This window comes from Aggregatibacter sp. 2125159857 (assembly GCF_017798005.1).
Lineage (GTDB): Bacteria > Pseudomonadota > Gammaproteobacteria > Enterobacterales > Pasteurellaceae > Aggregatibacter.
The window spans coordinates 1,092,217-1,114,711 of sequence record NZ_CP072548.1 but is presented as its reverse complement, the minus strand read 5'-3'; the positions used below and the strand labels follow the sequence as shown (position 1 = coordinate 1,114,711).

At 41.6% G+C, this 22,495-nt stretch carries 22 protein-coding genes, 2 tRNA genes, 1 pseudogene and 1 CRISPR repeat array; of the genes and pseudogenes, 6 read left to right on the top strand and 19 right to left on the bottom strand.

Features of this window, described 5'->3' with window-relative positions; all coding sequences use genetic code 11:
- Positions 1 to 75 precede the first annotated feature (75 nt).
- A pseudogene (locus J5X96_RS09745) lies at positions 76 to 234 on the top strand (IS200/IS605 family transposase); the annotation flags it as partial.
- Between the two features lie 179 nt (positions 235 to 413).
- Here J5X96_RS09745 and J5X96_RS05580 read toward each other — a convergent pair.
- The gene (locus J5X96_RS05580; RefSeq protein WP_209362147.1) at positions 414 to 992 is read right to left on the bottom strand and encodes an NAD(P)H-dependent oxidoreductase; all 579 of its coding nucleotides are present in this window, start codon (positions 990 to 992) and stop codon (positions 414 to 416) included.
- A 151-nt stretch (positions 993 to 1,143) separates the two neighbouring features.
- Here J5X96_RS05580 and J5X96_RS05575 point away from each other — a divergent pair, with 151 nt between their 5' ends.
- The gene (locus tag J5X96_RS05575; RefSeq protein WP_209362145.1) at positions 1,144 to 1,353 is read left to right on the top strand and encodes a hypothetical protein; all 210 of its coding nucleotides are present in this window, start codon (positions 1,144 to 1,146) and stop codon (positions 1,351 to 1,353) included.
- A gap of 102 nt (positions 1,354 to 1,455) precedes the next feature.
- Here the strand turns inward: J5X96_RS05575 and J5X96_RS05570 are convergent, their stop codons facing one another.
- The 9 genes from J5X96_RS05570 to dnaQ form a co-directional block, all read right to left on the bottom strand.
- Entirely contained in the window at positions 1,456 to 2,136 is a 681-nt protein-coding gene (locus J5X96_RS05570) for a hypothetical protein (RefSeq protein ID WP_209362143.1), read from the bottom strand.
- 362 nt (positions 2,137 to 2,498) lie between these two features.
- On the bottom strand, positions 2,499 to 2,981 hold the full coding sequence (locus J5X96_RS05565; RefSeq protein WP_209362142.1) for a hypothetical protein: 483 nt from the start codon (positions 2,979 to 2,981) through the stop codon (positions 2,499 to 2,501).
- A 7-nt stretch (positions 2,982 to 2,988) separates the two neighbouring features.
- Complete coding sequence (locus J5X96_RS05560; protein WP_209362140.1) at positions 2,989 to 3,240, bottom strand: hypothetical protein; 252 nt, start codon at positions 3,238 to 3,240, stop codon at positions 2,989 to 2,991.
- A gap of 16 nt (positions 3,241 to 3,256) precedes the next feature.
- On the bottom strand, positions 3,257 to 3,712 hold the full coding sequence (locus tag J5X96_RS05555; RefSeq protein WP_209362138.1) for a hypothetical protein: 456 nt from the start codon (positions 3,710 to 3,712) through the stop codon (positions 3,257 to 3,259).
- A 346-nt stretch (positions 3,713 to 4,058) separates the two neighbouring features.
- A complete protein-coding gene (locus J5X96_RS05550; protein ID WP_209362136.1) occupies positions 4,059 to 4,739 on the bottom strand; it encodes a hypothetical protein in 681 nt (226 codons plus the stop codon).
- A gap of 275 nt (positions 4,740 to 5,014) precedes the next feature.
- Positions 5,015 to 5,560: a hypothetical protein gene (locus tag J5X96_RS05545; RefSeq protein ID WP_209362134.1), complete on the bottom strand. Its 546-nt coding sequence runs from the start codon at positions 5,558 to 5,560 to the stop codon at positions 5,015 to 5,017.
- Positions 5,561 to 5,848: 288 nt separating this feature from the next.
- Positions 5,849 to 5,925, bottom strand: a tRNA-Asp gene (locus J5X96_RS05540).
- Positions 5,926 to 5,947: 22 nt separating this feature from the next.
- Positions 5,948 to 6,024: transfer RNA gene (locus J5X96_RS05535), tRNA-Asp, on the bottom strand.
- A 94-nt stretch (positions 6,025 to 6,118) separates the two neighbouring features.
- On the bottom strand, positions 6,119 to 6,883 hold the full coding sequence (dnaQ, locus tag J5X96_RS05530) for a DNA polymerase III subunit epsilon (RefSeq protein ID WP_209362133.1): 765 nt from the start codon (positions 6,881 to 6,883) through the stop codon (positions 6,119 to 6,121).
- Between the two features lie 67 nt (positions 6,884 to 6,950).
- On the opposite strand from dnaQ, the gene rnhA reads away from it, so the two are divergent.
- Entirely contained in the window at positions 6,951 to 7,427 is a 477-nt protein-coding gene (gene rnhA / locus J5X96_RS05525; protein WP_209362131.1) for a ribonuclease HI, read from the top strand.
- Here rnhA and uvrD read toward each other — a convergent pair.
- The gene (uvrD, locus tag J5X96_RS05520; protein WP_209362129.1) at positions 7,424 to 9,598 is read right to left on the bottom strand and encodes a DNA helicase II; all 2,175 of its coding nucleotides are present in this window, start codon (positions 9,596 to 9,598) and stop codon (positions 7,424 to 7,426) included. The two genes, rnhA and uvrD, sit on opposite strands and share 4 nt — an antisense overlap.
- Before the next feature lie 232 nt (positions 9,599 to 9,830).
- Between uvrD and rbfA the strand changes: the two genes are divergently transcribed.
- Positions 9,831 to 10,217 carry a 30S ribosome-binding factor RbfA gene (rbfA, locus tag J5X96_RS05515; RefSeq protein WP_005700694.1) on the top strand — a complete coding sequence of 129 codons (387 nt, stop codon included), beginning with the start codon at positions 9,831 to 9,833 and terminating at the stop codon, positions 10,215 to 10,217.
- Positions 10,217 to 11,134, top strand: a complete 918-nt coding sequence (gene truB / locus J5X96_RS05510; protein ID WP_209362127.1) for a tRNA pseudouridine(55) synthase TruB — start codon at positions 10,217 to 10,219, stop codon at positions 11,132 to 11,134. The genes rbfA and truB overlap by 1 nt, the downstream gene beginning before the upstream one ends.
- A gap of 66 nt (positions 11,135 to 11,200) precedes the next feature.
- Here truB and J5X96_RS09815 read toward each other — a convergent pair whose 3' ends face one another.
- The 4 genes from J5X96_RS09815 to J5X96_RS05495 form a co-directional block, all read right to left on the bottom strand.
- Positions 11,201 to 11,323: a hypothetical protein gene (locus J5X96_RS09815; RefSeq protein ID WP_256436773.1), complete on the bottom strand. Its 123-nt coding sequence runs from the start codon at positions 11,321 to 11,323 to the stop codon at positions 11,201 to 11,203.
- A 70-nt stretch (positions 11,324 to 11,393) separates the two neighbouring features.
- Positions 11,394 to 12,077, bottom strand: a complete 684-nt coding sequence (locus J5X96_RS05505; RefSeq protein ID WP_209362125.1) for a hypothetical protein — start codon at positions 12,075 to 12,077, stop codon at positions 11,394 to 11,396.
- Between the two features lie 106 nt (positions 12,078 to 12,183).
- The gene (locus J5X96_RS05500; protein WP_209362123.1) at positions 12,184 to 13,764 is read right to left on the bottom strand and encodes a peptide ABC transporter substrate-binding protein; all 1,581 of its coding nucleotides are present in this window, start codon (positions 13,762 to 13,764) and stop codon (positions 12,184 to 12,186) included.
- Positions 13,765 to 13,793: 29 nt separating this feature from the next.
- Complete coding sequence (locus J5X96_RS05495; RefSeq protein ID WP_209362121.1) at positions 13,794 to 14,159, bottom strand: YbaN family protein; 366 nt, start codon at positions 14,157 to 14,159, stop codon at positions 13,794 to 13,796.
- Positions 14,160 to 14,297: 138 nt separating this feature from the next.
- Here J5X96_RS05495 and prlC point away from each other — a divergent pair, with 138 nt between their 5' ends.
- Positions 14,298 to 16,337 (top strand): oligopeptidase A, encoded by a 2,040-nt coding sequence (prlC, locus tag J5X96_RS05490; RefSeq protein WP_209362119.1) that lies wholly within the window; start codon positions 14,298 to 14,300, stop codon positions 16,335 to 16,337.
- Between the two features lie 129 nt (positions 16,338 to 16,466).
- Here the strand turns inward: prlC and dcuC are convergent, their stop codons facing one another.
- The 4 genes from dcuC to cas1c all read right to left on the bottom strand — a co-directional run bounded on the left by dcuC (position 16,467) and on the right by cas1c (position 22,460).
- Entirely contained in the window at positions 16,467 to 17,825 is a 1,359-nt protein-coding gene (dcuC, locus tag J5X96_RS05485) for an anaerobic C4-dicarboxylate transporter DcuC (RefSeq protein ID WP_209362117.1), read from the bottom strand.
- A gap of 170 nt (positions 17,826 to 17,995) precedes the next feature.
- Positions 17,996 to 19,369 carry a nucleobase:cation symporter-2 family protein gene (locus J5X96_RS05480; protein WP_209362115.1) on the bottom strand — a complete coding sequence of 458 codons (1,374 nt, stop codon included), beginning with the start codon at positions 19,367 to 19,369 and terminating at the stop codon, positions 17,996 to 17,998.
- Between the two features lie 355 nt (positions 19,370 to 19,724).
- Positions 19,725 to 20,888: a CRISPR direct-repeat array (repeat unit 16 nt; unit sequence GTTTCAACACACAGCC).
- A gap of 190 nt (positions 20,889 to 21,078) precedes the next feature.
- Positions 21,079 to 21,372: a CRISPR-associated endonuclease Cas2 gene (gene cas2 / locus J5X96_RS05475; RefSeq protein ID WP_003685729.1), complete on the bottom strand. Its 294-nt coding sequence runs from the start codon at positions 21,370 to 21,372 to the stop codon at positions 21,079 to 21,081.
- A gap of 74 nt (positions 21,373 to 21,446) precedes the next feature.
- Entirely contained in the window at positions 21,447 to 22,460 is a 1,014-nt protein-coding gene (cas1c, locus tag J5X96_RS05470) for a type I-C CRISPR-associated endonuclease Cas1c (RefSeq protein ID WP_209362113.1), read from the bottom strand.
- Positions 22,461 to 22,495 lie beyond the last annotated feature (35 nt).

Sequence of the window (22,495 nt, the reverse complement as noted above, 5' to 3'; positions counted from 1 at the left end):
ACGGAACGTTATTTAACCCTTTCGGGCATTCACGATTTCGTGCAACAAGTTGCACGCTACAATTCACTAAAATAGAGATATGAAAATAGACATTTCCGAGTGAAAGGATTTTTTGTCAGCATCGTGGGCTTAAATACAAAAGTTGTGGAGAACTATATAAAGAATCAAGAAAAAGAAAACATGGTTCAAGATAATTTATCAACGAAAGAACATATTGACCCCTTTAAGGGGTAAGTCAAGGAAGTCATTAGACACGGCTGTCAGTTTTCACAAGCCCCTTGAGGGGCTTGTGAAGTATAGGCCCTTATAGGGGAGCCTAAAAACCGCACGTTTTACGTGCGGATTGTTATTATTGAGAGAGATTCTCTCATCGAACGAAAGACAGACAACAATGATCTGCCTACAAGAACTCATTAACCAAACACGTTTTCCAAGTGAGCTTGGTAGTCTGCCAAATATTTTTCTACCTGTGGATTTTTAATCACATCAGTACATAAAAATGTTGGTAAGCGACTCATACCAAGGAATTCATTGAGTTTATGGAAGTGCATATATAGCGCATCCACACCTTTGCCTTCGAAAAAGTCGCCTTCGCGAGTAAATGCTTCAAGTGGTGCATTCCAAGTGAGCGAAAGCATATGTTTTTTGCCCTGTAACAAGCCTCCGGTGCCATAGCCCTCAGTTGGGTTAACACGATGGCGACCGTCACTTTGATAGAGTTTGCCATGTCCACTGGTCAATACTTCATCAATATATTTTTTCACTGTCCATGGCTCATGCATCCACCAACCGGGCATCTGCCAAATCACGGCATCCATCCAGACAAATTTTTCAACTTCCGTTTCAATATCATATCCGGCATCAATCACCGTTTCTTTGACATGATGCCCCAGCGCAGTCAATACCTCTTTCGCCTTTTGTTGAAGCGTATGATTCAACTTGCCATGGGAATGACCAAAATCTTTTCCACCGTCTAATAACAAAATGTTCATTTTTCCTCCTATAAATACAAATGATGTCTAAAAAGGAACGCTATTATGCCCTTTTACTTTGTATTTAAAAAGCACAAAATCACAGAATACGCTTGCCATACACACATGACATCAAACTATCACTGCATCCAACGTTGTATGAATAATAAGCATGAATAAAAGGATTATTCACAAAAAGTGTAGTGGTTTTGGTGGGTATTTTTATGCGTTTAATGAATTTGGTGGGTTATATTTTCGTACATCAAGATGCACGTTACAGCCTCAACGTGGCATGCAACCTGTTGCACGAATAAAAGGCGTTAATAAAATAATTTTCTTTGAAAAGCGTGGTGGTTTTGATGGATATTTTTTATACGTTTAATGAATTTGGTGAGTTATTTTTTCGTGCATCAAGATGCACGCTAAGATCTAAAAGTGACAGTATATTTAATGTCTGACATGACTACTCTCCTTATAATAAAATTTAAGCTTTATATAACACCGGTCTAAGAGTAAAAAAGACTTCTACATCATGAAATTCAGGGATTATCTGATCATTAATAATCTCCAACTTATACAAGGTATCCTCAGCAAAATCATGGCAATATCCCTGTTTATACCCTGAGCGCCCAATAATACCCAAAGCTGACAATTCCCGATCACCAATTTTTATCTTACTACTTGATTTAAAATTTGTGAAATAGAGTTCCCGAGCTTCAAGCAACACATCATTTTGATAAATTTTCAACCAAAAATGCGGTTTTTCTTTGGCTTCTTTATAAAATTCTTCCTCGGTTAGATCGTCTATATGATAAATTGAATATTTTTTTGTATAAACTTCATCGAAATATGTTCCTATAAAAGTGTGCCCATTAAAATTGACTATCGTATTGACAAAATCTTTACCAAACATTTTATTGACATTATCGCTTAGCTGATGTCCATTAAACGAAATGACAAAACACTTACTAAATTTCACATGAGGTAAGGTTTTGTATTCAATCGTTTTTGTCCATTTTTCCGTTAATGGCGGAATCGGATAATGACGGTGATCAAACCTATCATCATCATAAATAACATAATTAAAATAATAATACCCATAAAGAAAAAGCGGCATCAGTAAAAATATAGTCAAAATATAATGCTTTCTAAAAAACTTTAACATTGGCACTCCATTAAAAAACTAAGGGCATTCTAGTATTGTGCCCAAGCACAAAAAATAGTCAATAGGAGTATTCCAAAACCGTGATCCTAATCACAACGTAGCGTTCAACTTGTTGCACGAATAAAAGGCGTTAATACACTAATTTAGTCTGAAAAGTGCGGTGGTTTTGGTGGGTATTTTTATGTGCTTAATGAATTTGGTAAGTTATATTTTCGTGCATCAAGATGCACGCTACGATCTATAATTCTTTCATTCAATCTGTTATCTACTATCTCATCTTGCCTATATAGATATCTATTTGTAATACTTTCAATTGTAGGTAAACTCATATTTTATTCCTTATTATCAGTTCGTAAATTAGCTCACCAGCTAGTTTGATCTGGATAACGCATATTTCCACAGGTGTTAATTTCTACATATTCTGTCCATTGATAAGGCTCTATATCTTTTTCCTTATAGCGCAAAGTATATATTAATTTTACATAAGCATATGCTTCTCCAGTTTTTCTAATAAAAATACTCTGCATAAACCCTTCCTCAGCTGAACGTTGCACATTGCAACAATTAGGATTTAAATTTTTAAATTCCTCAACAGATAAATAAGGTTCCACATATATTTCCTTTCCTTCAGGAGTTAATACGATGCGTGGAAGATCTTTTATTAAAAAATTAATTGCTTTATCTATTAATACATTATCTGTATATAGCTCAGAAAAGTATGCATTTTTCTCTTCACAATATCCTGCCAGTTTTTTCAATCCTATAAACTCATGATAAATAAAAAGAAAGGATACGATGATAAATAACACCCGATAATATTTTTTCATCTGAATAATCTCTAACATACATCACCTAAATTAGCAAAAATATCTTTTCTCGTGGCTCAGTTATTCCGGATGCAGCCTCCATGGTAAAAATTTTAGAGACTAGACTAAAATTCTCTGCCGTAATAAATCGTCCAGGACCTTTCATGAACTCTTTTTTATCTACTGTGATAGAAGATTCATCTCTAGATATTATTTTGTCATCTAGCCTGTTATCAATTACTTCATCTTGTTTATATAAATATCTATTCGTAATACGTTCTACTGTTGGCAATGCCATTTTTTTCTCCAATCAATTATTGACTAAAATAACTCATTTCACCACAAGTATCAAATTCTAGTATAAGACCAAATTTAGATGGTTCAACATCTTCCTCATAGTTTAAAAGATAAGCTATGTGAACATAACCATAAGACTTGCCTTGTTTTCTAATAGATAAATATTGTGTAAATCCTTCATGAGCCGTTCTCTCAACCGAACAACAATTAGGGTTTATTTTTTTGAATTCTTCAACTGTCTTATAGGGTATTATATGTAACCGTCTTCCTTCCACTGTTACTTGCGTAGAAGGAGATATAGTTAATAAAAACTTAATAGCTCTATCAATTAATTCTTGCTCTGAATATAACTGAGAAATATTCGCATCTTTCTTTTCGCAATATCCTAACACATTAACAAAGCCCTTAAATTCCATATAAAGAAAAGGCAATAACAACAACATAAAATAATATCGTTTTTTTACTTTTCTCATTTTATTGATTATTTTGATTATCATTTAAATATTTTACCCTTGCTACGTATCATTTTGGCAAATGGGAGGCTCTCTTTGATATATAAAATTTCACGGCATTCCTACCACAGAAACACTGTTAACCACGAAATTATAAACAAGCACAAAAAACAATCAATACAAAGAAACCAAAACTGTGATCCAAATCTCAACGTAGCATGCAACTTGTTGCACGAATAAAAAGCGTTAATAAACAAATTTTCTTTGAAAAGTGCGGTGGTTTTTATGCGTTTAATAAATTTGGTGAGTTATATTTTTGTGCATCAAGATGCACGCTACGCTCTCGTTTAGTTAATGATTAATGACATTATACTTTAGGTGTGAAAGGTCTGATCGTGAAAAATACCTCTACATCATGGAATTCAGGAATTATCTGATCACTAATGATCTCTAATTTATAGAGAGTATTTTCAGCAAAATCATGGCAATATCCCTGTTTATACCCTGGACGCCCAATAATACCCAAAGCGGACAGTTCTCGATCACCAATTTTTATCTTACTACTTGATTCAAAATCTGTGAAATAGAGTTCCCGAGCTTCAAGCAACACATCATTTTGATAAATTTTCAACCAAAAATGCGGTTTTTCTTTGGCTTCTTTATAAAATTGCTCCTCTGTTATATGTAATATATGGTGAAGAGAATATTTTGCTGTGTAAACTTCATCGAAATATGTTCCTATAAAAGTGTGCCCATTAAAATTGACTATCGTATTGACAAAATCTTTACCAAACATTTTATTGACATTATCGCTTAGCTGATATCCATTAAACGAAATAACAAAACACTTACTAAATTTCACGTGAGGTAAGGTTTTGTATTCAATCGTTTTTGTCCATTTTTCCGTTAATGGCGGAATCGGATAATGATGAAAATCAAATTTGTCATCATTATAGATAGCATAATTAAAATAATAATACCCATAAAGAAAAAACGGCATCAGTAAAAATATAGTCAAAATATAATGTTTTCTAAAAAACTTTAACATAGGCACTCCATTAAAAAACTAAGGGCATTCTAGTATTGTGCCCAAGCACAAAAAATAGTCAATACCAATAAACCAAAACCGTGATCCAAATCACAACGTAGCATGCAACTTGTTGCACGAATAAAAGGTGTTAATGAAATAAATTGTTTAAAAAGTGCGGTGGTTTGGGTGGGTATTTTTATGCGTTTAATGAATTTGGTGAATTATATTTCGTGCTACACAGATTTAACAAAAATAAATTTTCAATATATTATTTTTAAGATATTTTCTTTTAATCAAATTATTTGTAATACAAAATTAAACTTCACATTAGAATCAACTTTTAATGCTATTGAATTGATTATCTCAATAGTATAGGAAATGCCTTTTTCAAAATTATAACAGTCATTACCTAACCAGCTAGAATAATAGAGTGTTACATTATTACCTAAGTTATGGAGAAGTCGATTAAGGAATATTTTATTTTTATAAACTAGTCTATTACTCTGATATATATTTATCTCAAGAGGTATATTCATACTAATAAGAGAATCAATCTCTGCTCTACTTTTCTGAGAAAGTTGATTTATTCCAGATACGTCTTTTTTATAAACATCTTGCTCTGAAAGAAAATTATTAAATTCTAATGAAAAGGATTTGCAATAAGATATTTTAGACTTATAACTAAAAACAGTTGTGCTTGGTGTTGTAAGATCAATAACATAAATCGTAGCGAATTTCTCTTCTAATTTTCCAAGCAAAGGAGCAATATTTATTTTATAAGAAGAATATCCAATTGCCATTGTAAGAATAATAAATATTACCCATTTAACTTTTCTCATATCTATACCATAAGACATATAAAATATTTGGTATTATGCAAAAGAACAAAAAATAGTCAACAGGAGTATTCCAAAACCGTGATCCTAATCACAATGTAGCGTGCAACTTGTTGCACGAATAAAAGATGTTAATGAAATAATTTAGTTTAAAAAGTGCGGTGGTTTTTGTGGGTATTTTTATTAGTTTAATGAATTTGCTGAATTATATTTTCGTGCATCAAGATGCACACTATGGAGCTAAAAAACGGTTGAATAGATAATTTTTAAATTAGGGATCTATTTAAGAAATGGCGGAACGGACGGGACTCGAACCCGCGACCCCCTGCGTGACAGGCAGGTATTCTAACCAGCTGAACTACCGCTCCGAATTAGAATTAAAATAAAAATTGGCGGAATGGACGGGACTCGAACCCGCGACCCCCTGCGTGACAGGCAGGTATTCTAACCAGCTGAACTACCACTCCGCACAGGTGAGGTGCATAATAATGTTGAAGGATAGCAACGTCAACTCTTTTTTGTTTTTTTCCGTCTGTTTGTCTAATCAGTGAACGATTCTTTTTACTGCAAGGTTTCCTCTTTTGTGCGGCGATCCCACAGACAATTTTCTTTGCTTTTTTTGTTAATTAATTTGAGATATTCCAAATGGGCTTCCAGTTCTTCTTCTGTCGGTGTAAGCAAGCGTAAATGATGCGAAAAAGCCACCGCACTTTTTACCTGCTGATCCGTTACCACTTGTGGAATGACATCCGCTTCGTTTTCATCAAATAAACTGGTTTGCCCACCGGTCATGGCAAGGTAAACATCCGCTAAAATTTCCGCATCCAGTAATGCGCCGTGCAAGGTGCGCTTACTGTTATCAATGCCTAAGCGGGAACATAATGCGTCCAAATTATTCTTTTTGCCGGGATACATTTGACGCGCCATCACTAGGGTGTCGGTAACCGTGCAAATATCGTTGGTTTTTATCGGCAGATTCAGCTTACGAAATTCATAATCCATAAAGCCCACGTCGAAGGGCGCATTATGGATCAATAACTCGGCACCTTTGATGTATTCAATAAATTCATTCGCGACTTGGCTAAAATCCGGTTTGTCCGCCAACATTTCGTCAGTAATGCCATGCACTTTAATCGCCTCGGGATCGACCGGACGATCGGGTTTAATATAAATGTGGAAATTATTGCCGGTGTAACGACGGTTAATTAGTTCCACCGCACCGATTTCAATAATGCAGTGGCCTTCATAGTGAGCGCCTAATTGATTCATACCGGTGGTTTCCGTATCCAGTACGATCTGACGATTTGGATGGGGTTGAATACTCATATCTTGACTTTTTATCCGCAAAAATTTCGGGTATTATCGCCTCATTTGCAATAAATTAGTAGTCAATATGCGTAAACAAATCGAAATTTTTACCGACGGATCCTGCCTTGGGAACCCGGGCGCCGGCGGCATTGGCGTTCTTCTTCGTTATAAACAACATGAAAAAAGCCTCTCAAAAGGTTATTTCCTCACCACCAATAATCGCATGGAATTATTAGCTGTTATTGAAGCGTTAAATAGCCTCAAAGAACCTTGTGACATTCATTTATACAGCGACAGCCAATACATGAAAAACGGCATCACGCAATGGATTTTCAATTGGAAAAAAAACAATTGGAAAGCCAGTAGCGGCAAACCGGTAAAAAACCAAGATTTATGGATAGCACTAGATCAAGCTATCGCTCGTCATAAGGTTGATTGGCGCTGGGTCAAAGGACACACTGGGCACCGTGAAAATGAACTCTGTGACCAGTTGGCAAAACAAGGCGCGGAGAACCCGACATTACATGATGAAGGGTATCGGCCGGAAAACGGAGAGACTTAAAGTCTCTCCAACTTCGCCAAATGGGCAATCAGCCATTTAATTCCTTGATTCTGGAACGCAATTTGTAGGCGCAAATTATTGTCCGCACCTTCCGCATTAATCACCGTACCAAAACCGAATTTTTCATGTTTCACTTTTTGCCCCATTTTCCATTCGCTTTCATTGGCAATCGGCAAAACGCTACCTACTTTGGATTGATTTAAGGCGCGGGTAACTGTGCCGCGTAAACGAATTTCTTGTAAACATTGTTGTGGTAATTCCGAGATAAAACGAGAAGGCAAATGGCGTTCTTCTTTGCCATATAAACGACGACTTTCCGCATAAGAAATGGTGAGTTTTTGCTTAGCGCGGGTAATCCCCACATACGCCAAACGACGCTCTTCTTCCAAACGCCCGGCTTCTTCAAAGGAACGGAAACTTGGGAATAATCCTTCTTCCACACCAATCATGAAGACCCGAGGAAACTCCAAGCCTTTTGCCGAGTGCAAGGTCATCATTTCCACACAGGCTTGGTGCGGTGCCGCTTGCTCTTCGCCCGCTTCTAACGAGGCATGCGTCAAGAAAGCTGTAAGCTCTGTCATGTCTTCCGCCTCTTCAGGCTTGATAAATTCGCGTGCGGCAGAGACTAATTCTTCCAAGTTTTCAATACGCACTTCCCCTTTTTCGCCCTTTTCCTGTTTATACATTTCATACAAGCCGGAATGCTTAATGACAAAATCCGTTTGTGCAAACAACGGCATTTCTTCCGTATCCCGTTGCAAGGAATTAATTAATTCCATAAAGCGAAGCAAAGCGGTCGCGGCTCTGCCTGCCAGTTTATTTTCCTGCAATGCCAAATTGGTGGCTTGCCATAAGGTGATTTGATGTTCACGAGTCAGATTACGCAAGGTGTCCAACGTGCGATCGCCAATGCCTCGTGGTGGCGTATTAATAACGCGCTCAAAGGCGGCATCGTCTTGGCGATTGGCAATTAAGCGCAAATAGGCTAACGCATCCTTAATTTCCTGACGTTCGAAGAAGCGCATGCCACCATAAATACGATACGGAATTTGTGAACGAATCAACGCTTCTTCAATCACCCGTGATTGACTGTTACTGCGATATAAAATGGCACAATCATTGAGTTTACCGCCGTCTTCAATCCAGGTTTTAATTTGTGAAGCAACAAACAGCGCTTCATCCAATTCGTTAAAAGCGGCATAAATCCCTACCGGTTCCCCCTGATTGCCTTCCGACCACAAATTTTTTCCTAGTCGATTGTTGTTATTGGAAATCAGCTCATTCGCCGCTTGCAAAATATTCATGGTGGAACGGTAATTTTGCTCCAATCGAATGGTTTGTGCATTGGCAAACTCTTTCAAAAATAACTGAATGTTTTCGATTTTTGCACCGCGCCAGCCGTAAATCGATTGGTCGTCATCCCCCACAATCATCACTTTGCCGGTTTTGCCCGCCAACAAACGAATCCATTCATATTGAATTTTGTTGGTGTCTTGAAACTCATCCACCAAAATATGCTGAAAACGTTGTTGGTAACGTTGCAAAATCAGTGGCTTATGTAAAAACAATTCGTACGAGCGCAATAAAATTTCGGCAAAATCTACCAATCCTGCACGATCGCAAGCATCTTGATAAATCTGATAAATTCGAATCCATTCTCGTTCTTGACGATCGTGATGATCATCAATTTGATTCGTGCGCAAACCTTCATCCTTTTTATTGTTGATATACCAGGCGGCTTGTTTTGGCGGGAAACTTTTTTCGTCAAAATGATGTAATTTCATGAGGCGTTTGAGTAAACGCAATTGGTCTTCCGAATCTAAAATCTGGAAATCTTGCGGCAAATCCGCGTCAAGATGATGAGCTCGCAGAAGTCGATGAGCAATGCTGTGAAAGGTACCGACCCACATACCAAACAAACGCTGATTGCCGTCGGACAAGACGGATTCAATACGATGACGCATTTCTGCGGCAGCTTTGTTGGTGAAGGTCACCGCCATAATGCTTCCTTCGGAGACACCTTCAACGCCAATCAACCATGCGATTCGGTGCGTCAATACGCGGGTTTTACCACTCCCCGCGCCCGCCAACACCAAATAATTGCCCAACGGTGCACTTACCGCTTCCCGTTGTTTATCGTTTAAACCATCTAATAATTCTGCGAAATCCATTATTTTTACTCACAAATACTGTTTTTTTGTACAGGCGAAATTATAGCGAGTTTTGCTGAAAACTCAATGAAGGAAAGGGAAAAGAAGAAAAAGTGCGGTGGTTTTTAAATACGATTCGTTGCTTTCTCGTCTAATAACGCAAAAATCGAATTCGCATATCACATTGCTTTTTCGTGCTAATTGACATGAATTCCAGTAAAATAAGCCCCTTATATCACAAAGGGTAATCATTATGGCTCGAGAATTCAAACGTAGCGACCGTGTCGCACAAGAAATCCAAAAAGAAATCGCGGTGATTTTACAACGCGAAGTGAAAGATCCTCGTATTGGCATGGTGACGGTGTCCGACGTAGAAGTGTCCAGTGATTTGGCTTATGCAAAAGTTTTCGTCACCTTCTTATTTGATCACGATGAACAAGCGATTGCGCAGGGCATGAAAGGCTTGGAAAAAGCCGCGCCGTATATTCGCACGCTGTTAGGCAAAGCCATGCGTCTACGTATCGTGCCGGAGATTCGTTTTATTTACGATCAATCTTTGGTGGAAGGTATGCGCATGTCTAACTTGGTGACCAATGTTGTGCGCGAAGATGAGAAAAAACACGTTGAGGACAAAGACTAATGTCCAAACCGCGTAAACGTGGGCGTGATATTCATGGCGTGTTTTTGTTGGATAAACCGCAAGGTATGTCTTCCAATGACATCATGCAGAAAGTGAAACGTATTTTTCAGGCGAACAAAGCGGGGCATACCGGCGCGCTAGATCCGCTGGCTACCGGAATGTTGCCTATTTGTTTGGGCGAAGCCACCAAGTTTTCGCAGTTTTTGTTGGATGCCGATAAACGTTATTTAGTCACGGCAAAACTGGGAGAACGCACCGATACATCGGATGCGGAAGGACAGATTGTCGAAACCCGTGAAGTGAAGGTCAAAACGCCTGAAATTTTGACCGCACTTGAGCAATTCCGTGGTGATATTTTACAAGTGCCGACCATGTTTTCCGCGTTGAAACACAATGGCAAACCGCTTTATGAATACGCCCGTCAAGGCATTACGGTGGAGCGGGAAGCGCGTCCCATTACGATCTTTGAACTGAACTTCATCGAATACAATGCGCCTTATTTAACCCTTGAGGTACATTGTTCCAAAGGCACGTACATTCGCACTTTGGTGGATGATTTAGGAGAGACGTTGGGCTGTGGCGCCCATGTAACGATGTTGCGTCGCACAGCAGTGGCAGATTACCCGACAGAAAAAATGTTGGATTGGAATGCTTTGCAAGCTTTGGCAGAACCACAAGATTTGAGTTTGTTAGATACCTTATTATTGCCGATGGATACTGCCGTGGCAAAATTGCCGGCGTTAACCTTAAATGAAACCCAAACACAAGGTATCGGATTTGGTCAACGTATAAAATTCGATAACCCCAACAGGCTACAAGGTCAAGTGCGGTTGTTTTCTCACGAGAATCGCTTTCTTGGTGTGGCGGTGATTGATGAAAATAACGTGATTCGTCCACAGCGATTAGTGGTGTATTGATAAACCCTTAAACGTTAAAAGCATTGCAATGAGCAATGCTTTTAGCTTGACTGATTGATTCAAGAATTAAAATCGTATACCGGTTCCCACGCCAATGCCTACACCATTTGATCCGCCACCGGCGCCCACGCCGAATGAACAGGCGGTCAAGCTCAGGCATAACAGACCAATCATGAGCCCTCTTTTCATATTAGACTTCCTTCATTTATTAAGCCCAATAACGGCATTATTGGGCATTCATGTATTGTGTATTTATCCTTTATTTTTTACTTAAACTTAATTTTGCAACACGATTACCGCTTAACTGACAATCCATTTTATAAAATTGATTACCGTTTAAACGCACATCTGCAATTAAGCGAGAATCACTTTTCGCCATATTTGCCGAACTACGGAATACTCGTTGCGTTTGAGCCACTTGTTGCAGTTTAGTAATACATAAATAATTTAATTTTGCATCGCTGCCGGTTTTAATATTCTCAGCATTTTTATCTGCACTATTTAAACCCAATATTTTTTGTAATTTCGCCCCTTCTTGAACAAGCGATGGCGGAATATTTTTATCCTCTGCACGATAACGTTGTTGTTGATGTTCAACTAACGTAAGCGCACCATTTTTATAGGCAAACGTCGTCATTTCATTGCCTTTATTGACTTTAATGAGTTCCGGTTGTGGATTCAAAAATACCGTATATTCCGTATCCAGTAAAATATACTCAAAGCGCGGTAAGTTTTCTGCCTGTTTTATGGCATTTTGTGATTCAGTCATTTCCGCTTTTGGCGATTTCGCTTTAAGGGATTCACCCTGCGTCTGCGGAGCTGTTGCAGCAGGTTTTGGTGAGTCATCACCGATCATGGAATTCCATGCAGACTCTAATGATGAACATCCGGTAAATAAAAATACCGAAGAAAATAAAACGGCTTTCGTAATAGATGAATGCATCATAACTCCTTATTCATAATCAAATTTGGCATAGTTTACCGATTTTTTCTATTTTCACAATATGACGGCACGGGGTTTATTATGCGCATAATCTTTCGTGCTATGGTTAGAAATTTCTACGAAATAAATCTTTACTATAAATGACCTCAGTAGGATTGGATAAATCATAGCCGTTTAGGGTAGGATGAAGATAAATGGGGATCGTAGTTTGATATAAAGGCAATACCACATTTTCTTGTTGCAGAATTTGTTCGATTCGACTGTAAAGTGCGGTGCGTTCTGACGATGGAATCCGTTGCAAACTTTGCTCAAATAAGCGATCTACCTCTTCATTGTGGTAACCACTTATATTGTCCGGGCTGTGGCTGTAAAACAAACTTAAAAATGCCGAAGGATCGTGATAATCAGCGCACCAGCCGGCACGAGCAATCTGAAAATCGCCTTTTGCCATCTTCTCTAATAATTGTTGTTTCGGCAGTGCTTCTCCGCTGACCCGAATCATATCCGATTGTGCCCACATACGCATTAATGACTGCGCCATTTGATGTTGAAATTCGGTTTGATCATAACTTAACGTGACCTTTAACGGTGATTTCTCATTAATATCACTTTGAATTAACAACTGCTCCATTGGCGTTTGCTCCCAATGGCTTTCTATTGTTTGCATCGATATCGGCAAGAAATTATCACTTAAATAAATAAAATTTTTGCCACTCAGATTCACGTGACGGGAAGAGGCCATAATAGATAACGCTTTTCTGACCGAACTTTGCGCCAATTTCGGGTGTTTCATATTAAAGGCGTAGAAATAAGTACAAAGTTGCGGAAAGTATTGCGCTTGCTCGGCTTGCGTAGGATTAATCACCACATCTAAGTCGCCAAGCGCTTGTTGCGTCGTCATTTTTTGGTAATCCACCTGTTTAAAAGACACCTTTTCTTGCGCCCAATAATGGGGATTTTTTGCTAAGTGAATCACATTATTTTCTTGCCCTGTCACATAATAAGCGCCATTTGTAATAATCTCTTTTTGTTCAGATGAATACTGAGGTAATAAACTGATATGCGCTAACATTTGTGGCAAATAAGGCGTCACTTTATCTAAACTAATAAGCAAAGTGCGGTCATTTTCTGCTGCGATTCCAAGCCGTTCGGCAGGCAATTCGCCCTTTAATACCGCATCGGCATTGGCTAAATTCATGTATGCCAAATACGATTTTAATGGACTCGCCGAAGTGGCTAAAGCTTGCCAACTTGCCACAAACTGTTGCGCCGTTACCGGTTCACCATTCGACCATTTAGTCTCTTGTCGCAAGATAAATGTCCATGTTTTGTTATCTTTCGTTTGCCAGCTTTCCGCCACCGCTGGAATCACATTGCCACGCGGATCGTAAATCACCAATCCTTCAAATAAATCTCGCAAAAGCGCCACTTGTGTGACATCTTCGGCTTGAGCGGGATTCAACACAAAATCCGTATATCCTGCGCGAATCAACAAATACCGATTGCTCTTTGACGGCGTTGATGGCAACGTTGACTGCGGCTGTGCGGATTCCGTTGGGAGAGAAGAGACAACAGGTTCGTTTGGCTTTTCATCACAAGCACTCAAAGCAAAAACGCAACAAAAAAGCACCGCACTTTTTAATGGAAGAAGACGAAAAGGCGCGCGAAAAAAGTGAACTCTACGCATGGCAATCATTTCATGAAAACAAAACTACCCTATTCTTCTTCCACGGTTTTAATCCAGAAAAAGAAGAACCAATATTTAATTAATAATACCGCAATAATAATACTTTTGCCGACCATGCTTGGCGTAAAATAAAATCCAAGCATCAACATCGATGTGGAGAACATGAGAATGGTCATTTTCGCTTTTTTCGTTAATGCCCGCCGTTCATGGAAATCTTTCAGATGATTTTGATAAATCTTCGTACCGATAAACCAATTATGTACACGTTCGGAGCCTTTTGCGAAAAAGAAAACGGTTAACAATAAAAATGGCGTAGTAGGCAAAATCGGCACCACAATACCGATCAAACCAAGAATAAGAAAAAGAAAACCTAACGTGATATAAAAATACTTCATAGATACCTCAAAACAAAAATTATTCGCAATTATCCCTGAATGGCTGGATTTTTCAACCTTGAAATCATAAAATCCTCCCCAATTTATTTAACGTTTAGTCGTTATTTCCATCCGTTTTTTCTTTTTAAGGAAGTCTTTATGTCAAATCCACTACTTACACCAACCGATTTACCTGCTTTTAGTAAAATTGAACCGCAATACATTGAATCCGCTATCAAACAACTTATTCAAGAAAACCGCGAAACGGTAGAACGCGTTGTAAATCAACCGCACTTTACTTGGGAAAATTTCATTCTACCGTTAACCGAAGCCGGTGATCGTTTAAGCAAAGTATGGTCTCCAATCTCTCATTTAAACTCGGTGAAAAATAGCCCCGAATTACGTGAAGCCTATCAAGCCTGCTTGCCATTATTGGCCGAATACAGTACTTGGGTCGGACAACATCAAGGGTTATATAAAGCCTATTTACAATTAAAAAATAGCCCTGAATTTGCCGGTTATACTCAAGCGCAAAAGAAAGCCATTGAAAACAGCTTACGCGATTTCAAATTATCGGGCATTTCTTTGCCGGTAGAAAAACAAAAACGCTATGGCGAAATTGCTGCCCGCTTGTCCGAACTCAACTCACAGTTTAGCAATAACGTGTTAGACGCCACCATGGGCTGGGAAAAGATCGTTGAAGATGTCAGTCAGCTCAAAGGCTTGCCGGAATCAGCACTGGAAGCAGCCAAACAATCCGCGGAAAGCAAAGGGGTCAGTGGCTATCGCTTCACTTTGGAATACCCAAGCTATATTCCGGTCATGACCTATTGCGAAAACCGTGAATTACGCGAAGAAATGTATCGTGCCTTTGCGACCCGAGCTTCCGATCAAGGGCCGAACGCCGGTAAATGGGATAACTCGGCGATTATGCAGGAGATCCTCAGCCTACGCGTGGAATTAGCCAAATTATTGGATTTCAACACCTACACCGAATTATCCCTTGCCACCAAAATGGCGGAAAATCCGCAACAAGTGTTGGATTTCTTAGAAAATCTCGCCACACGTTCTAAAGCCCAAGGCGAACGTGAATTGCAAGAATTAAAAGACTTCTGCAAAACACACTATAATTTGACCGCACTTGAACTTTGGGATCTGTCTTTTTATAGCGAAAAACAAAAGCAACATTTATATGCCATCAACGATGAAGAATTGCGTCCATATTTTCCGGAAGATCGCGTATTGAGCGGTTTATTTGAATTAATTAAACGCATTTTCAACATTCGCGCGGTAGAACGTCATGGCGTTGAGACTTGGCATAAAGATGTCCGTTTCTTCGATTTGCTTGATGAAAAAGACGAGGTACGCGGCAGTTTCTATCTAGATCTATACGCTCGTGAACATAAACGCGGTGGCGCTTGGATGGATGATTGTATAGGTCGTCGTAAAAAGATTGACGGCAGCCTACAAAAACCGGTGGCGTACTTAACTTGTAACTTCAACCGCCCACTTGGCGACCAACCTGCCTTATTCACGCACGATGAGGTCACTACTCTATTCCATGAATTCGGCCATGGCTTACATCATATGTTGACAAAAATTGATGTGGCGGATGTTGCCGGTATTAATGGTGTGCCTTGGGATGCCGTGGAATTGCCAAGCCAATTTATGGAAAACTGGTGCTGGGAAGAAGAGGCGCTACAGTTCATTTCCGGTCATTATCAAACCGGAGAGCCATTACCAAAAGAGAAACTCAGCCAATTACTCAAAGCCAAAAACTTCCAAGCGGCAATGTTCGTGTTGCGTCAGTTAGAGTTTGCGCTGTTTGATTTCCGCTTGCACCACACATTTGATCCGAGCAAGCAAAATCAAGTGCTGGATATGTTGCATGAAGTGAAACGCCAAGTTGCCGTCATCCCTGGCGCAGAATGGGGAAGAATGCCGCACAGCTTCAGCCATATTTTTGCCGGTGGCTATGCGGCAGGCTATTACAGCTATTTATGGGCGGAAGTCTTATCGGCAGATGCCTACTCGCGTTTTGAAGAGGAAGGGATTTTCAATCCACAAACAGGTCAATCCTTCCTAGATGAAATTCTTACCAAAGGCGGCTCTGAAGAACCGATGACCTTGTTCAAAAACTTCCGTGGCCGTGAGCCGCAATTAGATGCGTTATTACGTCATAAAGGCATTGCCTCATAATCGGTATGACGAACTAAAAAACGGCGCACTGTTTAATGCCGTGCGCCGTTTTCTTTTCTTTAAATAAGTAATCACGCCTTTCTCAATCTCAAAATACGGTGAAAACTCACCGCACTTTAAGTCAGAAAATTACGCGCCCGAAATAAAAAATTCGGTGGCGATAATCACGCAAATGAAACCGACTGCCATTGGTACGGACATCCGTTTGACAATTTCAAATGGGGAAATTCTTGCCATACCGGATACGGCAACCACAACACCGGATACCGGGGATAAGCCGCGACCTAAGTTGGAGGCTTGTAACATTGGCACAGTTAAATAGGCAGGATTTGCGCCCATTTGGGTAGCAAGTTTTGGAATTAATTCGGCGAAGGCATAGAATGCCGCATTGCCCGAACCGGTCGCCATGGTGGCTAGAATCGTAATCACTGCTAAAACCAACATCATAAATAATCCGCTACCGCCGAAGGATTGGGCAGAATTAATCAGATTGGTGATAAAGCCAATGGTGCTTAAACTTTGTGCGAATACGCCGGCGGCAACCAATAACATCACCACACCGGCAAAGGCATCTGCCATGCCACGATAGGCAATCACTAAATTGTCGAAGGTTTTTTTCGCACTGAAATTACGGATAAAGTCGATGACTGCGGTGATCACAAAGCAAAGAATAATGACGGTGACGATGTGTAATTCAGGTAAGTTAAACCATTTACCGTCAAACAGGATTACACCGATGATCGGTAATAATGGCAAAATGGCGTAAAAGGTCGGTACATCGGTTCTGATTTCCGACATATCGATCGGTTTTGCATTGACTTTTTCTTTGCGATCCAAATAACGTTGCCAGAAGAAATGAGCCGCACCAATGCCACAAATCGCCACAATGGACACCGGCAAGCTGGTGGAAAAGGCGAATTCGCTTAGTGATTGTTTGGAAATCTCCGCCGACAACACCACGTCTCCTGAGGTTGGCGATAAGATAATAGAAATCGGCGATGCACAAATGGCGGCGGCTGCACCACGAGAAATGCCCATATTAACCATGACAGGGAATAAAGTTGCCATTAATAACACACCCAAGCCTGTTGCAGAAGCAACCGCAAAAGACATCAAACAAGCAAGAAAATACGCCAATACCATCAGCACGTAAGGGGAGCGAATATTTTTTAACGGCATGGAAACGATTTTTACCACCATGTCGTTGGCGCCTAAGTGAGTCATGTAGGCGGAGAAACCGCATAAGATCATGATCATTAAGCCTAACCCACCACTGCGGTTGGAAAGCAAATATTTCACGTATTCAAGAATATCGAAATAGGCTGAGCCGGTACTTTTGACGTTTTCCGGCAAAATGGAATGCCCCATTAACACCGAAATCAATAACAAGACTAAACCGCCGAACATGAGCACGCCCGTCGCGGAATAGCCTTTCACGATATAGTAAGCGACCAGAATAATCGCCACTAAGCCAATGATTAAATCCATAATCTCTCCTTAGGTTTAAAATCAGTTACGAGGGAAAATTTAGCGAAAAAATAGCAAGTTTGTAAACGACCTTATGTGGAAAACTTGAAATAGATCATAGAAAAAGTGCGGTGATAAATCGTAACGTTTTTTTAGACGCTTTTATCACCGCACTTTTATCGTGCATTCGTTTATTTTTCCGTCAAATAAATGCTTTTATCCTGCTCATCTCGTGGCAGAATTAAATTTAACACCACTGCCGTAATTCCGCCTGCCGCAATGGCATTTCGGAAAACTTCCGGCAACATTTTGAACACTTCCGGCTCAAAAGCGACGCCCAATCCCACGCCGACGGCTGTTGCAGCAATAACCGCTTCACGCCGATTGATGCCATGAGTCATGATAATCCGTACACCGGCAATGGCAATTAATCCGAACATCAATACCATAGCGCCGCCAAGTACCGGGCTTGGAATGGTGGTGAAAGCGCGACCGACAATCGGGAATAAACCAAATAACACCAAAATAGCCGCGATAAATTTCCCCACATGACGGGAAGCCACGCCCGTCATTTGAATGACACCGTTATTTTGGGCAAAGGTGGTCAGCGGTAGAGAACCTAGCGCAGTGGCAATCACAGACACTAATCCATCGGCAAACACCCCGCCGCGTAAACGTTGGCGAAATGCTTCGCCTTCATAAGGCTGACCGGAAACCATCGCCGTTGCGGTTAAATCACCAACGGCTTCAAATACGCTTAATAAATAGATGATGGCCGCAACCCAAAAGGCTGACCAATCAAACGCAAAACCATATTTAAAGGGCATCGGGATGGTGAAAAAGTCCACGTCTTTTAACGGTGAAAAATCAACCATGCCTAAGGTTAATGCTACGATGTAGCCTGCAATGAGTCCTACGGCAATGCCACTCATGCGTAAAAACGGATTGCGCATACAGTTAAAAATGAGCACAACAACCAAGACTAAGGAAGCTAAACCGATATTTTGTAACGAGCCAAACGCCTCCGTGCCTTTGGCGCCAAACCCGCCGCCAAAATCGGTGATACCGATGTCAATCAAACTCAAGCCGATTAATAACACGACCACACCACTGACGGTTGGGGTGATGACACGTTTTAAATAAGGCAGCACCCAAGCGGCAGCGCACACAAGAAACGCCCCGACAAACGACACGCCAAGCAAGGTGGAAATCATGGTGTTTTCGTCAATGCCATTTCCTTTCATGCTGAGCCCAACGGCAATCATTACGCTGACGAAAGAGAAGTTTACCGATTGAATGGAAAGCATACCGGAGCCGATAAAACCGAAACGATGTACTTGAATATAAGTGCCGATACCGGACGCAACCATCGCCATGGAGACCAAATAAGCCGTCATGTGGACCGGTAAACCAAGCGCACCACCTACGATAAGCGCAGGCGTGACCATGGGGACGAAAATCGCCAATAGATGTGTAATGGCACTGATTAAAGCATTAAAAAAAGGCGGTTTGTCTTCTAAACAATAGACCAAATCCGCTTCCGCAGTTTGTTGTTCATGTTCCATGAGAGGATCCTTAGAAAGGGAAAGTGATAAGAGAATAATAGGGTCGAAATTTTAGTGGATTTTCAGCACTTGCGCAAACGATTGCTTTTTATTTTTTAAAGACAATTTTAAAAAGGACACATGAAAAAGTGCGGTGGATTGTTACTATAAATTTTTGTTGCTAGAAATTTTGAATACGAAGGATAAAAAATAATACAAAAAATGACCGCACTTTACTCTCCCCTCCACTCATTTCACAAAAATATAATACCTTAATGCACCATCCCCGTAGCGTGCAACTTGTTGCACGAAAACCACTCACAGCCGTACAGAGGCAGCTATAGGCAGCTTTCAGCACCTCGGCAAGATACTCGTAGTTTCAACACACAGCCACCCGAAGGTGTCTGCTTTTTTCTATAATGACCCATTTTTTATCGACCGCTTGTTTCAACACACAGCCGCGCGAAGGCGGCTGCGCGATTCCCAACTCGCAAAAAATATCGAATTACTGTTTCAACACACAGCCGCCCAAAGGTGGCTGCCATCGTAATGGTAACAATATCACTATCACCCCACATTTCAACACACAGCCACCCGAAGGTGGCTGCCGATTCGTTGGCAAAATCCAACCAATTAATACGAGTTTCAACACACAGCCACCCGAAGGTGGCTGCGCCGGAAGAATTAGAGACGATCAAAAACGAGGTGGTTTCAACACACAGCCACCCGAAGGTGGCTGCAATCACGACATAGTGATCGGCATTCTGGACAAGATGGTTTCAACACACAGCCGCGCGAAGGCGGCTGCCTTCTGTAAGGCGTTATACGATCACGAGTTTACGTTTCAACACACAGCCGCCCGAAGGCGGCTGCGAAAAATCACATATTGACGAATATCAGTCTTTAAGCTTCAACACACACCCGCATGAAGGCGGCTGCAAAAGGCACAAAAAGAATCTAAAAAGTTAGAAACGGTTTCAACACACAGCCGCGTGAAGGCGGCTGCTTTAAGAACGGTTAAGTTAGACATAATGTCTCTCCTGTTTCAACACACAGCCGCCCGAAGGCGGCTGCCCAAAGTCACCTAAACCAACGCGTTTAGCTGGGCGGTTTCAACACACAGCCGCGCGAAGGCGGCTGCGGAAATTAAATTATGAAAACAATCACTTTTTCAGTTTCAACACACAGCCGCACGAAGGCGGCTGCAATCGCAAAGCAACACGGTTTAAAATTAAAACTTGTTTCAACACACAGCCGCACGAAGGCGGCTGCATGATTTTGTGGGTGATTTATCTCCGGAAGCAAGAGTTTCAACGCACAGCCGCGCGAAAGCGGCTGCCCTTAAAACAGCGACCATCAGCCACAAAGTGGTAAAAGTTTCAACACGCAGCCGCCTGAAGGCGGCTTTTTAGGTTGCGTTAGAAAAATTTCTGACGCTCCGACGTTTCAACACGCAGCCGCCTGAAGGCGGCTGGGACGGGCGGGGAGTTGTGGGGCGCGTTAGTGTATGTTTCAACACGCAGCCGCCTGAAGGCGGCTGAGCCTCTCTCAAAAAGCCTTGCTCCATCAGGTTTCGCAGCCCCGATTTCACTAAGCTCCCAAGAAAAGCGCGAGCACGAGTATAACACAGCCTTTTCTGTTACACCCAAATTCGCAATATCCTGATTGTTAAAGAACAATCCCAATTCGCCAACCCTGCTACGTTTTCATGAGAATCGTAGGTTAGCGATTCACACAATCAACGTATCCTTAAACACATCCACCGCCGGTTTCGCGCCGTGGTGTTCCACTTTGCGCCGCCATTTGCTACCCAGATGGTAAAAGCGCAAGCTGTCGGTCTCGGGGTTGTAGGTTTTCAAAAGTTTGTCTTTTAAAACAACCCACTGGTCAGGCGCGATGTCGCATTCGAACACCGAATACTGCACGCGCACGCCGTAGTCCAGACACAATTTCGCCACGCGTCGCAGCCTTGCCTGTCCTTCCGCGTCTTCCAGCGAAATATCGTAAGTAATCAACATCAGCATTTTGTATTCCCATGTGCAGGCTACTTTAGAGGTCGTCTGAAAACGTCCGACCTGTTTTCAGACGACCTGCAAACCTATCTCATTAAAAACGGCGGGTATTCCGCCAAATCTCCGCGCAAGTGCCGTGCCAACAGCATTGCCTGTATATACGGCAGCAAGCCAATTTCTACTTCCTCACCCAAAAACGGATGTACGATTTTCTCCTGCTTTTTCGCCTGCAAGGCTTGGAACAACAGCTTACGCGCCTCGGCTTTCAGACTCACCGCGCCGCTTGCCTCGGTAACAAAATCCTGAGGTTTGATTTGCCCGCGATTAATCAGCGACAACACCAGCCTGTACGCCCACCATGCGCGGAATTCTTCCAAAATATCCTGCGCCAAACTGTCGCGTCCCGGTCGGTCGGCGTGCAAAAAGCCCACCTGCGGGTCCAGCCCCACGCCTTGCAGCGCGCCGCTGATGTCCTTGCCCAACAGACTGTACACAAACGACAACAGCGCATTCACCCCGTCTCTGGGCGGGCGGCGGTTGCGCCCGTCAAAAGAAAAGCCGCTTTTTTTGCTCAAAAGCTGCCCGAACACGCCGAAATAACGCGCCGCCGCATCGCCTTCAATGCCGCGTACCACGTCCAGCTCCGCCGCGCTCTTCAACTGCCGCAGCGAAATATTCAAAGCATCGACCGCACTTTGAATCGCCGCATTATCCCCATAATTGCGAATCTGCCGCTGAAGCACTCGTTTACCCGCCTGAATCTTTGCCGCGATGATATTGCGCGCAATCGGCACGGGGGTTTGTTCCGACACCCGATACTGCGCCCGACGCAACAGCACATTGCCGCTCTGCCGCCCCTGAAGCCGCCCCAAGAAACGCCCGTTTTCGGTAAAAAACGCCAAATTCACATTATTTTCGCCGCAAAACCCCAACAAAAACGGCGATACCAGCACATTCCCAAAACAGAAAATATGCCCGATGGAATGCACCGGCAACTGCACCACCTTCTTACGCTCCTGCTCCACCACCAGCGTCTCCCGCTCCTTGTGCAGATAACTGCCTTGGGTGGTGATGTAGAGCGTGTTTTGCAGTTTGCGCATGGGGAACTCCTTGAGGTTTTGAACGCAGTTTGGGA